The sequence below is a fragment of the Fibrobacter sp. UWH6 genome (assembly GCF_900142465.1).
In the GTDB taxonomy this organism is placed as follows: Bacteria; Fibrobacterota; Fibrobacteria; order Fibrobacterales; family Fibrobacteraceae; genus Fibrobacter.
Genome location: NZ_FRAX01000007.1, coordinates 22,819 through 35,848, shown reverse-complemented (window position 1 = coordinate 35,848; position 13,030 = coordinate 22,819). Strand labels below are relative to the sequence as shown.

General features: G+C 49.2%; 8 protein-coding genes. 7 read left to right on the top strand and 1 reads right to left on the bottom strand.

Annotated features, from left to right (window positions below; translation table 11 throughout):
- The first annotated feature begins 113 nt into the window (after nucleotides 1-113).
- From aqpZ to BUB73_RS07795, 7 genes are all read left to right on the top strand, one after another.
- Complete coding sequence (gene aqpZ / locus BUB73_RS07820; protein ID WP_073160886.1) at nucleotides 114-833, top strand: aquaporin Z; 720 nt, start codon at nucleotides 114-116, stop codon at nucleotides 831-833.
- 206 nt (nucleotides 834-1,039) lie between these two features.
- On the top strand, nucleotides 1,040-3,325 hold the full coding sequence (locus BUB73_RS07815) for a CotH kinase family protein (protein ID WP_249269349.1): 2,286 nt from the start codon (nucleotides 1,040-1,042) through the stop codon (nucleotides 3,323-3,325).
- A 154-nt stretch (nucleotides 3,326-3,479) separates the two neighbouring features.
- Nucleotides 3,480-5,597: an FISUMP domain-containing protein gene (locus BUB73_RS07810; RefSeq protein WP_175552195.1), complete on the top strand. Its 2,118-nt coding sequence runs from the start codon at nucleotides 3,480-3,482 to the stop codon at nucleotides 5,595-5,597.
- 26 nt (nucleotides 5,598-5,623) lie between these two features.
- Nucleotides 5,624-8,206 carry an FISUMP domain-containing protein gene (locus tag BUB73_RS07805; protein ID WP_073284872.1) on the top strand — a complete coding sequence of 861 codons (2,583 nt, stop codon included), beginning with the start codon at nucleotides 5,624-5,626 and terminating at the stop codon, nucleotides 8,204-8,206.
- A gap of 110 nt (nucleotides 8,207-8,316) precedes the next feature.
- A complete protein-coding gene (locus BUB73_RS07800; protein ID WP_073160894.1) occupies nucleotides 8,317-10,011 on the top strand; it encodes a diphosphate--fructose-6-phosphate 1-phosphotransferase in 1,695 nt (564 codons plus the stop codon).
- 387 nt (nucleotides 10,012-10,398) lie between these two features.
- Nucleotides 10,399-10,572: a hypothetical protein gene (locus BUB73_RS17240; protein WP_170932293.1), complete on the top strand. Its 174-nt coding sequence runs from the start codon at nucleotides 10,399-10,401 to the stop codon at nucleotides 10,570-10,572.
- 12 nt (nucleotides 10,573-10,584) lie between these two features.
- Nucleotides 10,585-11,736, top strand: a complete 1,152-nt coding sequence (locus tag BUB73_RS07795; protein WP_073284870.1) for an acyltransferase — start codon at nucleotides 10,585-10,587, stop codon at nucleotides 11,734-11,736.
- Nucleotides 11,737-11,805: 69 nt separating this feature from the next.
- On the opposite strand, the gene prfB is transcribed toward BUB73_RS07795, so the two are convergent.
- Nucleotides 11,806-12,916 (bottom strand): peptide chain release factor 2 gene (gene prfB, locus BUB73_RS07790; protein ID WP_101479220.1). Its coding sequence is split into 2 segments (ribosomal slippage): nucleotides 11,806-12,843 and nucleotides 12,845-12,916, totalling 1,110 coding nucleotides; the frame shifts between segments, so codons are not numbered across the junction.
- Between the last annotated feature and the right edge of the window lie 114 nt (nucleotides 12,917-13,030).

Genomic DNA, 13,030 nt, shown 5'->3' with positions numbered 1-13,030 from the left:
GGTGATACTAGTCACTAGCCAGTGATATACACAATTTGTATTTTAGAAAACAACCAAAAAACACTGCCCCCACCCCATCCTAACCCCACGGGGGCAAAATATGGAGATGTAACATGAAACTGTTTTCTCGTGCAATTGCAGAAGCAATCGGTACTTTCTGGCTGGTCTTGGGCGGCTGCGGCTCCGCAGTCCTCGCTTGCGGCGTCCCCACAACCGGCATCGGTTACGTTGGCGTTTCTCTCGCCTTCGGTCTTACCGTTCTGACCATGGCCTATGCCATTGGCCATATTTCCGGTTGCCACCTGAACCCTGCAGTTACCCTGGGCCTTGTCATGGGCGGCCGTTTCTCTGCCAAGGAAGCTCCGGCTTACATCGTCGCACAGATTTTGGGCGGTATCGTCGCAGCAGGTATCCTTCTGCTGGTGGCATGCCCCAACCTGACTAACGCAGGCATCGGTGCCTTCGCCACTAACGGCTGGTCCGATTCCCTGGTAAACGGCGTGAACGCCTTCGGTGGCAAGGCCACTGGCATGGGCACCGCATTTATCGTCGAAATGGTCCTCACAGGCATCTTCCTGTTCGTGATCATGGGCGCAACCGATAGCCGCGCTCCCGCAGGCTTCGCCCCCATCGCCATCGGCCTCTGCCTCACCCTGATCCACCTGATTTCTATCCCCGTAACCAACACCTCCGTGAACCCGGCCCGTTCCACTGCAATGGCCGTATTTGTTGGCGGTGCAGCTATCAAGCAGCTGTGGCTCTTCTGGGTAGCCCCCATTCTCGGCGGCTGCATCGGCGGTTTCGCCTACAAGATGCTGGGCAAGTCCAAGTAATCGTCAAACGTACTAGCCCGCTCTAAAGGCAAAATAACGGAACTTTTAGTTTCTAGATGGTGTGACTTCGGTCATGCCATCCTTTTTTTTATGCCCAAAGAATGTAAAGAAAACCTTATAATTGTACTTATATGGGAATCTTTAGTTAATTTGAGGCTTGGTAGTGTGTGGTTTTGGATTGATTTAGTTTCACTTCGAGGTGTTTTGTGAATAAGAAAATCGTCCGTATGTCTGCAATGGCACGTTATGCCCTGGCAGGATCTTTAATTTTGGGTACAGCTCTTGGAACAACAGCCTGTTCCGACGACAGTTCAACCGGCGCTGATGATAGCACCACCGGAGAGCTGATCAATTCCAGCGAATCTAGCGAACCTATTTACGACGAAAACGGCAATATCATTTCTAGCGCAAGCGGAGATGTTACCCCTGTCGACCCCAACAATCCTGCCCCCCTCAGCAGCGCCGGTGTCGTGGACCCGAACAATCCCTCCCCCAATTCCAACGGTTCCACGGAACCCACCCCGGTGGACCCCAATAATCCTGTACCTACCAGCAGCGCAGGCGTCATTACGGAACCTTCTTCCAGCGCCCTCAAGGAATATGACGACAACCACGCTCCCAAGGAGAGCTTCTTGCCGCCGGCAGGTTTCTATACCAGTTTGACCATCGATCCGCCTACCCCCCAAAAGGGAGGCCAGATCAAGTGTACCTTCGATGGCTCCTTCCCCACCCAGAATTCCGAAAGCATTACAGCAGCCAAGCCGATTACCGAAAACACCGTGATCCGCTGCTCTGAATTTGTAAATGGGCAAGCCGCAGATACAACAACGCAAACATATTTTATTAACGAAAATGTGACCATGCCTGTGGTCGCCCTGACGGTGAATCACCACGACATGTTCGACTCCACCGATGGCCTTTATGCTACAGGCCCCCTGACCAACAACCAGGGCGGCGGCATGTGGGATATAGGCGGTTTCGGTGCCACCGACAACAACAATCCCAAGTGCAGCGAACCCTGTAAGCAGGCCAACTTCTGGAAGGATACAGAACTCCCTGTCCATGTAGAATTCTTCGAAAACGGAAGTTCCACCAAGACCAAGAACTGGGAATTTGATGCCGGCATCTCTATTATCGGAAACTACAGCCGCTATAAGCCCAAGAAGAGCGTCGCCATCAAGATGGATAATGACAACTATGGCGACAAGACCTTAAAGTATTCCCTGTTCAAGACCCGCCCCGAAGCCAAGAAGTTCAAGGCATTCAACCTCCGCAACAACGGTAACCGCTTCTGGACAGACTACTTTGGCGACCCCATGCTGGTAAGCCTCATGGAAGGTACCGAAGTGGACTACCAGCGTAGCCGCCAGGTGGTGGTATTCTACAACGGCGAATACTTCGGCATCCACGACATGCGCGAACGCCTGAACCGCAGTTTTGCCGAAACCAACTACGGTGTCGACAGCAAGAGCATCAACGTTGTCAAGAACTGCAGCAACGGCGACGAAGGCTATCAGAATGGTTGGTGCCCCAGCGGTACCAACGGAGCCTCGGCTAATGAATTCGCACAGCTGGTAAATACGATTACCAGTGGCAACTTCGAAGGCGAAAACAACCAGCAGTACGAAGAAGTCAAGAAGAAACTGAACATAAGCAGTTTCGCCCAGTATATGATTGCCGAAATGTATATCCACAACGGCGACTGGCCCAACAACAACATCCGTTTCTGGGGTAGCCCCGCCAATGGCCAGCCCTTCAAGGCCATGATCTTCGACGTGGACCATGGTTACGGCTTTAGCCCGGGTATTACCGGCTTCGATACAGAAAGCCAAAATATGTTCCAGTGGGTTCTGGGAAGCGCAACCATGGATAACAACAATGGAGGCAACCAGGGTGGCAACCAGGGCGGCATAGGTGGTATCGGCGGCTTCGGCGGCGGTATGGGCGGCTGGGGCATGGGCTCCACCACCACACTGGGCAACATGCTAAAGAAACTCCTGGCCAACCCCGATTTCAAGCGTCTGTTCATTAACCAGTCCTGCATCTTGCTGAACAGCTACCTGACTTACGAAAAGGTCCAGGCCGCCGTACAGAATATGCTGGCCACCATTCCCAGTAGCGAACAGTCCCGCGACGAACAGCGCTGGCCCCGTAACCAGAGCAGCTTTACCTGGGCCCCCTCCGGCAGCGATTTGCTGCGATTCGCACAGAACCGCACCGAAACCACCCGCCAGGAACTAGCCAACTACTTCGGCCTTTCCGGTGAAGTTTCTGTAACCCTGTCTGCAAGCGGTAACGGCAAGATCTATGTCGATGAAATGGCCCTCCCCAGCACCACTTACCAGGGCAAATTCCTGGCAGGAAACCCGCTGAAGCTTACCGCCGTGGCCGTATCGGGAGGCGTATTCACGGGATGGTCTGACGGATCTACTGAGAATCCTCGCCTGGTTGAACCTAGCGCAGGTATGACCTTGACGGCTCAATTCAAATAAGATTTCTCTATCGGTTTAGAAGATTTCAGAAAAACGTGGTGCTTCGGCATCACGTTTTTTGCGATTTAAAGCACAGTTTAACACAAAAAAGGTTAACGTCCCTACCTTTCTTGTTAAAAAAAAATATCTTAATCAAGTGTGAATGGAGAATTTTATGATTAAGCATTTAATTTTTCCCTTTTTGTTTTTTTTGACGGCTTTGTGCTTTACGAACTGTAGTACAATTGAAATTAGTGCTGCTGACAAAAATATCGAAGATGCAAATGGTATTCACCACGATACCGTGTATACTACTGACTCCCTGAGACAATTCTACATCCTCAACGATTCCATCGACAATGTCGACACGGTAAAGTTGGATTCAATTAGGGCAGTCATTGTCACTCACAACGATACCATCTATCTAGATAGCATAACTTACCTGGTAGATTCCTCTGCCGCCAAGGAATTTGAAAAACTGGTAAGCCTGGATTCCTGCGCAAAGGAATGGGAAAACTTTAGGGTAAACATCCCCAAGGGAAAGACATACATTTGTAAAGATGGTTCCTGGTCTGTCTATGTAGACTACACCTTGAATAATGCGGCAGTTACAGGCATGGCCCAGAAGGGGCCTCTCGCCTACCAGTCTAACGTAACCATTACCGAATTAACCCTGGATTCCCTAAAAAAGACGAGTAATAGTTTCAGCGACAAGATTTCTGGTAATATGGGGGAATTCGTGATTCCCAAGGTCACCCTGCAAAATCCCATTGTAGAAGTAGAAGCCGAAGGAACATTCCTTAACGAAGTTACCGGAAAGTGGAGTTTACAGAAGGTGACGCTCCAGGCAATTTCCAAGTTGAGCCACAAGGATTCAACCATCAGCCGCGACAGTGTCAACGTGAATCTGCTGACCCACCTGGAGTACCCCCGCGTAAAAAGACTGTATATGAAGGGCTACAGCGTTGATGCCGCCAAGAAGCAAGCTCAGCAGGAAATCATGAATGCACTAGGACTGGGAACTACCGTAGAACACGCCGAAGACCTGAACTTGTATGGCGAGAAAGAAGGTGATGGCCTGCTGATGGCAGTTTCGTTACTGTTCCTGAGAGATCTTGACGATTCAACCGCTTTGGCAAATATTGAATCCTTCCGCAATGACCTGGCGATCAATGGTGTCTGGAACGATTCTGCATTGAAGAAGGATATGGCCGACTGGGCCTACAGATTTTACGTCGACGTTAAATCCGTCAATATATCCGTAAACCTAAGCAGTTGGAATATTGCGGGAATCTCTTCATATACAAATTATCTGAATCAGTTCTGGTCAAATAAGTATGGCCTGGGCCAATGCAACTCCTACAGAAAAAACATCATTCTTCACAACAAGTCTGTAGCGGCAAGTTCCACTGAACAGTACTATATCTGCAATGGCACCAACTGGCGCGAGGCAACCACCATTGAAAAAGACACTTATAAATGGAATTCCTGCAAAACCGGAGACATCAAGAAAGGTAATGTTACCGATTCAGTCTATGTTTGCGGATTAGGCAATAATTGGACATATGACTACATGCAAACCTTGTTCCAGATTTGTGATGAGTCCTCAATTGGCAAAGTTGTGGAAGACTCCACTGAAACCCTGTATATTTGTACGGAAGAAGGCTTTGTCCAATATGATGTTGATGGCGCATACGTACTTGACACTCGTGACGGCCAGATTTATAAGACGGCCAAGATTGGAACTCAAACCTGGATGGCTGAGAATTTGAATTTCGTGCCTACAGCTGAATCAGACCAAAGTTGGTGTTATGAAGGATTGGGCCCTGTTCAATCAACATCTCCTTGCTCCGAAAGAGGTCGATATTACCGCTGGAATGCCGCACTAAATAAGACAAGATCTTCTTGTGGATATGGAGTTAGTTGCACTTATTCAAACCCCATTCAGGGATCATGTCCTGTAGGTTGGCATATTCCCACATTAGAAGAATGGTATACTCTCATTAATTTTGTGATGAATGAATATTCCAATGCCGTTTTTGCATTAAACTCCACAACCACATGGACAAACTCCAGCTACGCCACCGATATTTATGGATTTAGCATTAAAGCATACGGAAGTAATCCATATGGAAATACTTCGTTCAGCAATGTGGGAACCCATGCAGAATTCTGGACTGCAGATCAGATATCCACAAGCAACAGCTATCAAATTTCATTCAAATACAATAACTACACAATAGAATCCTCGGACAAGGATGATGCCAGAAATATCCGCTGTATCAAGGATTAACCTAAAGGCGAGAAAAAGGATAAATTATGTTGAATAGAAAGATTTATACGATTTTCTTTGCTTTCAGCCTTTGGGCAGCTTTGTTCATTTACGGATGTGGCGATGACTCAACATCTAGTGCAACTGAACAAAATGGGAATGCATTTATATATGACACCGTGTATGTCAATGATTCCGTATTCAATATTGACACGTTAAAAATTCTTGATACGCTGTATCGTATCGACACGGTTTTTGTGGATTCCATCATTGGTGTCCTGGTGTTGAATCATGACACTATTTATTTAAAGGATTCCGCAGTCATTGCGGATACGGCAAAAATGAAATCCGTCCTGTCGTTCAAGGAACTCAAATACTGCTTTGATGAATGGGAAGGAAACCGCGTATACACCGTCACCAGTGGATACACCTATGTCTGTAAAGATGAACAATGGGTTCTTGACCGCACAGAACCTTATGCCCTGACAAACGGCACCATTACTGGCGTCGCCCAGAAGGGCCCCTTCATGTTCCATAGCGTAATCAATCTCACGGAACTTTACGGCGATTCCCTTTCAAAGACAACCCGTTCCTATACCGACGAAGTTTCTGGCAACAAGGGTGACTTCGTGATACCCGCCGTAACTCTTGAAAACGGCATCGTGTCCATGGAAGCATCCGGCCGATATTACAATGAAGTCACCGGCACATGGACGACAACTTATATGACATTACAGTCCCTTGTAGAAATTTCTGCAGGCGACCAGAAAAAGGTTGGACGTACCAAAGCGAACATCAATATCCTCACCCACCTGGAATATGACCGCGTATTAAAACTTTATCGGATGGGATATTCTTTAGCTGCTGCAAAAAAACAGGCACAGCAGGAAATCATGAACGCATTCGGGTTCCCCACCAAGATTACCAACGCCGAAGATCTTGACCTGTTCAGCACCGCCAACAACAACGGCGTACTGATGACAATCTCGCTGCTGTTCCTCAGGGATCTAAGCGATTCTCTTACCGCAGAAGAAATCAGTCATTTTAGGCAGGACATTGCCGAAGATGGCCTCTGGCAAGATTCTGCGCAGAAAATCGCCATGGCCGACTGGGCCTATAGTTTTGACAAGAACATTGTTCGCGCTTCGGTGTCCAGCTGGAACATTGCGGAAATCGCATATTTCGATAACAGTATGAATGACTTCTGGCAGAACGCCTATGGCATCGGAAAATGCACCTCTACCCGTAACGCCGAAGTCATGAAGAATCAGAATCCCAACAGTTCTAACAAGGACCGTTACTTCATTTGTCGCTATGGTTCCGCCTGGGATTCTGCAACCACCTACGAAAAGGATACCTATGGCTGGAAGAATGATGAAATGGGAGCCGTTAAAAAAGGTAGCGCAACAGATTCATTCTACGTTTATAATGGCACATGGAGCTATGACCCCTTGCAGACCTTGTTCCAGAAATGCGATTCAACTAAGATAGGCATGATTCTGCTGGACACTCTAAGCAATCTTTACAAGATCTGTAGAGAATCCGGTATTGATGATGCTACCGCCTTGGAATACAACACTTACCAATGGGAAGCAGGAACCCCAGGTGAAATCAAGACTGGTTCCGTCAACCCTGATTATTACTACTACTATGTAGCCGACAGCGCATGGCGAGAAGCCAAGACCGTCGAAGTAGACACCTACCAATGGGAAGACGGTGTTGATGGCGATGTGAAAATAGGATCCGTGAATACAAGAAACTGTTACATCTACAGCGTGGATTCCTGGCAAGCTACAGCAACAACCATGTGCGACACTTATGGCTGGGCCGACGGTACCGAAGGCGAATTCAAGGCAGGAAACATAAATACCACCATCATTTATGTTTGGGATAGCGATGAATCTGCATGGCGCGAAGCTAAGGATGAATTCGAAAAAAATTATGGCGCATGCACAACCAATCGTGAAGGCGAAGAAATTCCGGTTAAGGCATGCACGATGTCCTGCACAGAAAAGGAATGGAGTCGCGCAACATTTACAGACTCTAGAGACGGCCAAAAATACACCTATGTCACAATCGGCACCCAGACCTGGATGGCAGAAAACCTGAATTTCGTGCCTACAGTAGAATCAGGACAAAGCTGGTGCTATGCAGGATCCAGTCCAGTCCAATCAACTTCTCCCTGCTCTGAAAGAGGCAGATATTATCGCTGGAATGCAGCACTGAATAAGACAAGATCTTCTTGTGGATACGGAGCCAGTTGTTCTTATTCGACCCCCATTCAGGGATCATGTCCTGCAGGTTGGCACATTCCCACTAGAGCCGAATGGAATACCTTAATTTCATTCGTGCAAACAGAATACTCCAACGCCGTATATGCTCTCAGAGCCACTACCACATGGACAACCTCTGATAATGCCACAAACGATTACGGATTTGATCTTAAGGCTTACGGAAGCAACCCATATAGCAATGGTTCGTTCAGCAATGTTGGATCTCGCGCAGATTACTGGACTGCAGACCAGTATTCCTCGAACAACGGCTATTACATTTATTTCAGTTCAAGCAGTAGCACAACAGAATACGCCGACAAGGATGATGCCAGAAATATCCGCTGCGTAAAGGACTAAACAAATCACAGGCTTAAATAACAACAAAGAATCTATTTACTATATTTCTCTGCGTATATTTTTTAACCCGTCTGTCGAAAAAGGCAGACTTCTAACCAAAGGAAGAAACAATGGCTGACAATCTGTCCGTCCTCGGCAAGGCTCGCAAGGCCTACCAGCCGAAACTCCCCGTCGCTCTCCGTAAGGGCGCCCTCAATGTCGCACTCAACAAGGGTAAGGCAACTGAATCTGTCTCTGATCAGAAGAAGATCAAGGCTCTGTTCCCCAACACCTACGGTGCTCCCTACATTCAGCTGAAGGCTGGCAAGGCTGCTGGCGAAGCTAAGGCTTTGAACGTTGGCGTTGTTCTTTCTGGCGGTCAGGCACCTGGTGGCCACAACGTTATCGCAGGTCTCTTCGACGGTATCAAGTCCATCAACAAGTCCTCCAAGCTTCTCGGCTTCCTCGGCGGTCCGTCTGGCCTCGAAAACGGCAAGTTCATCGTGATCAACGAAAAGATCATGGACTCCTACCGCAACACTGGTGGATTCGACATCATCCAGTCCGGCCGTACCAAGCTGGAAACTGAAGAACAGTTCAAGAAGTGCATGGCTGTTGCCAAGGCTCAGAAGCTGGACGCCATCGTCATCATCGGCGGTGACGACTCCAACACCAACGCTGCTGTTCTCGGTGAATACTTCCAGGCTAACGGCGCTTCCTGCGTTGTTTGCGGCTGCCCCAAGACTATCGACGGCGACCTCAAGAACGAATACATCGAAACCTCCTTCGGTTTCGACACCGCTGTGAAGACCTACTCTGAACTCATCGGCAACATCATGCGCGATGCTAACTCCGCTCAGAAGTACTGGCACTTCATCAAGCTCATGGGCCGCTCCGCTTCTCACATTGCTCTCGAAGCTGCTCTCCAGACCCACCCGAACGTCTGCTTGATTTCCGAAGAAGTCAAGGCTAAGAAGATGAAGCTGAAGCAGGTCATCAAGTATGTTGCAGACATCGTTGCTGCACGTGCTGCTGACGGCAAGAACTTCGGTGTTGCCCTCATTCCGGAAGGCCTCCTGGAATTCATCCCCGATGTTGGCGTTCTGATTTCTGAACTTTCCGAAGCCCTCGCTCACCACGAAAAGGAAGTTGAAGGCCTCGACACCGCTGCTAAGGTTGAAAAGCTCTGCCAGTGGGTTTCCAAGGCTTCTGCTGAAGTCCTCGTTTCTCTGCCTTCCTTCGTTCAGGCTCAGCTCATGCTGGACCGCGACTCTCATGGCAACGTTCAGGTTTCCCTCATCGAAACCGAAAAGCTCATCATCGACATGGTGAAGAGCGAACTCAAGAGCCGCAAGAACTTCAAGGGCAAGTTCTCCGCTCTCAACCACTTCTTCGGTTACGAAGGCCGTTGCGCAGCTCCGTCCAACTTCGACGCTGACTACTGCTACAGCCTGGGCTACACCGCTTCCGTTCTCGCTTTCAACAAGATGAACGGCTACATGAGCTCTGTTCGCGACCTGACCAAGGGTATCGAAAAGTGGACCGCTGGTGGCATTCCTATCACCATGATGATGAACATGGAACGCCGTCACGGTGCAGACAAGCCGGTTATCCAGAAGGCTCTCGTCGTTCTCGACGGTGCTCCGTTCAAGTTCTTTGCTGCTAACCGCGAAGAATGGGCCAAGACTGAATCCTACACCTATCCGGGTCCGATCCAGTACTGGGGTCCCAGCGAAGTTTGCGACGTTACCAACTTCACCATCAAGCTGGAACGCGGCGCCATGAAGGTTGCTGCTGCTAAGAAGGCTCCGGCCAAGAAGAAGTAAGTAAGGCGAGCGTCGCCGGTTATCGCCGATCGTCGCCGGTCATCGCCGATTAAGTTCGTCGAGACAGCACTGACTTAAAGAGAGGTTCCCTCGCAATTGCGCGGGAGCCTTTCTTTTTTACCCTAAACACCTTTCTTTTGAAAAAAGGCAGTGGATATCACTGAATATCAAAGCAAAACACCGCCTTTTTATTAGTTTACACACAAAATCAAGCGTATATTGTCCCAAAATCTTGTCAACTACTCCTTAAGGGCAGCACTTTTAGGGAAAAAAGGCATTCTCTGGTCATTATTTTTCAATTTACAATGCCGAAAGGCAGTGGAATTCCTTTTTTTTGCAGAAATCCACTGCCTTTTTTTTAATATTTCCCAAAACACGAGGTAACTTATGGCATGCGATAACTGCAAAATCCGCGCACAGTACGACAAGAATCCCAAGTCCCTGATTGGACGATTCTGGCATTTTCACACCAAGTTCTGCCCAGGATTCAAGAAGTATTTCAATAGCCTCAGCGCAGAACAGCAAGAAGAAATGCGCAAACGTTACGATTTGAAATTCTAAATTTCAAACACGATGAATTCAGCTACAGAACAGAAACAGTATAAAAAAGCCTCGCGCGAAATTTACGCCGACTTGCTGCGCATACTAGCCGCATTCGTCGTTGTATTCCAGCACACGGTCACATCTGTTTGGTACACGGTTCCGGTTGACTCCAGTGACTTTGCCGCATTAAACTTTTTGAATAGTTTGAGCAGGTTCGGCGTGGGTGTATTCATCATGGTTAGCGGTGCTTTTATGCTTTCACCCAAGTACCCTCACCCACCTCGCAAAATTTTCACCCATAATCTCCCCCGTACTTTAGTACCGCTCCTGTTTTGGGTGATTGTGTACGGAATCATCGAGCAAGTTATTGCCGGCGGTGACGTTCTGGATTTGCTGTCGGCGCCCCTATTGCTGTTTACCAAGCCCGCTTCACATTTGTGGTTCCTTTATACCATTGCGGGCCTGTACGTTCTGACGCCGCCTCTGCGGGTGTTTACGGAACACGCCTCACGAAAGATGGTCCTGTATGTAATCGCCATCTTCTTCGCCTTTGGTTTGCTACTCCCGACTGCGGATCACCTCCTTGTAAAATTCGCCCACTTCAGGATGTACAAGAACTTGAGTATCCAGGGCGTAACCTCTTTCGCCGGTTTCTATCTCACGGGTTTCTACCTCGCCCACTTCGGGATTTCAGCCACCGCCCGCAAATGGCTGTACGGCGCCGCACTGGCTTCATGGATCATCGCCTTCGTGGCGGCCACCTACATTAGCGAGATGCGCAATACGCCCAACGAATATTTCTTCGGGAATTTCAGGCCCATGACCTTCCTAATGGACGCAGCCATATTCGCCGCCGTCCGCGCAAAGTTCAGCCGCAAGCTCGACAAAACCCAACACGACAATGCACCCCAACACTGCGACAATGCCCAACACGGCAATGAGCCCGAACACGGCAGCCGTATCGCAAGCTGCCTCCGCTGGGTTGCCGCACTCACCCCTTGCATGATGGGCGTGTACTTGATCCACCCGCTGTTTATCAAAACGTTCTACGGCCTCAAATTGACGGTGCTGGAGCCCCACCCCATCATTACGGCACCTCTGGCCGCCATAGGCTTCTTCGGAATTTCGCTGGGGGCCGTTTACCTGCTCCGCAAGGTACCGGGAATCAGGAAGGTGCTGTAAACAAGAAAGCCCCGGACGAATCCGGGGCAAATTCTAGTCGTTGCCGAGCACCCTCGGCGAAACATTCACTTAGCCGTTCTGCTGTTCGCTGGTGCTAAGCAGGTATGCGTTAATGAAAGGCTTGATCTTGCCATCCAGAACGCCGGCGGTGTCAGAGGTTTCTACGCCAGTGCGCAGGTCCTTTACCAGCTGGTAAGGCTGCAGAACATAGCTGCGGATCTGGCTACCCCATTCCACCTTCTTCTTTTCAGCCATGCGAGCATCGCGCTTGGCTTCTTCTTCGAGGCGGTAATGTTCGGCCACCATGGTCTTCAGCATCTTGTAACAGGTTTCGCGGTTCTGGATCTGAGAACGTTCCGTCTGGCAGCTAGCCATAATGCCTGTGGGCAAATGGGTCATACGGACTGCGGAGTCCGTCTTGTTGATGTACTGACCACCGGCACCGCTACTGCGGTAGGTATCCACGCGCACATCAGCCATATCCAGGTCGAATTCCACGTCTTCGTGTTCGGGGTACAGGTACACTGCGGTAAAGCTGGTGTGGCGACGGGCATTGGCATCGAAGGGGCTAATGCGAACCAGGCGATGCACGCCGATTTCGGAACGGAGCAAGCCGTAGGCGTTTTCGCAGGTCACTTCGATAGTTGCGCTCTTAAGGCCGGCATCTTCCGCTTCCTGGAAGTCTACCACCTTGAAGTCCATGCGTTCACGTTCAAAGAAGTGGGTATACATGCGGAACAGCATCAAGGCCCAATCCTGGGATTCGGTACCACCGGCACCCGGGTGGATAGACAGCAAGCAGGCGCAAGCGTCGTCAGGGCCATTCAGCATCTTCTTGAATTCCATCTCTTCGATCTTGGCCTTAAGGTCAGCGATATCCGTTTCGATGGACTTGGTCAAATCTTCGGACTCTTCGTCCTTGCTCATTTCATAAAGTTCGGCCAGATCATTGCAAATGGAAGAAACTTCAGTCCACTTGTTCAGAAGATCGCGAAGGTTGCCGATCTTCTTCATCATGCTCTGAGCCTTTTCCTGGTCATTCCACAGGTTCGGGTCGTTGGAGTCCTTTTCCAACACGTAAAGTTCTTCGGTCTTTGCCTCTAAGTCAAAGATACCCCCAGAGCTTATCGATACGCGCACGCAAATCAATCAGCCCGGTATGTGTAGTCTGGAAAGCCATTCAAAATCTCCATTCAAGGTTCGAGGCCACAGGTTTGAGGCCCGGAGTAAAACTTCTATTAAAAAAAGCAACGGCTTGAATCCACCGCTGCCTTTTTCAATTATTTAAGCGGAC

Excerpts from the sequence above, each read along its gene's own strand:
- BUB73_RS07795 (WP_073284870.1), top strand. The coding sequence starts at position 10,585 with ATGAATTCAGCTACAGAACAGAAACAGTATAAAAAAGCCTCGCGCGAA.
- BUB73_RS07810 (WP_175552195.1), top strand. The coding sequence starts at position 3,480 with ATGATTAAGCATTTAATTTTTCCCTTTTTGTTTTTTTTGACGGCTTTG.
- BUB73_RS07800 (WP_073160894.1), top strand. The coding sequence starts at position 8,317 with ATGGCTGACAATCTGTCCGTCCTCGGCAAGGCTCGCAAGGCCTACCAG.
- aqpZ (WP_073160886.1), top strand. The coding sequence starts at position 114 with ATGAAACTGTTTTCTCGTGCAATTGCAGAAGCAATCGGTACTTTCTGG.
- BUB73_RS07805 (WP_073284872.1), top strand. The coding sequence starts at position 5,624 with ATGTTGAATAGAAAGATTTATACGATTTTCTTTGCTTTCAGCCTTTGG.
- BUB73_RS17240 (WP_170932293.1), top strand. The coding sequence starts at position 10,399 with ATGGCATGCGATAACTGCAAAATCCGCGCACAGTACGACAAGAATCCC.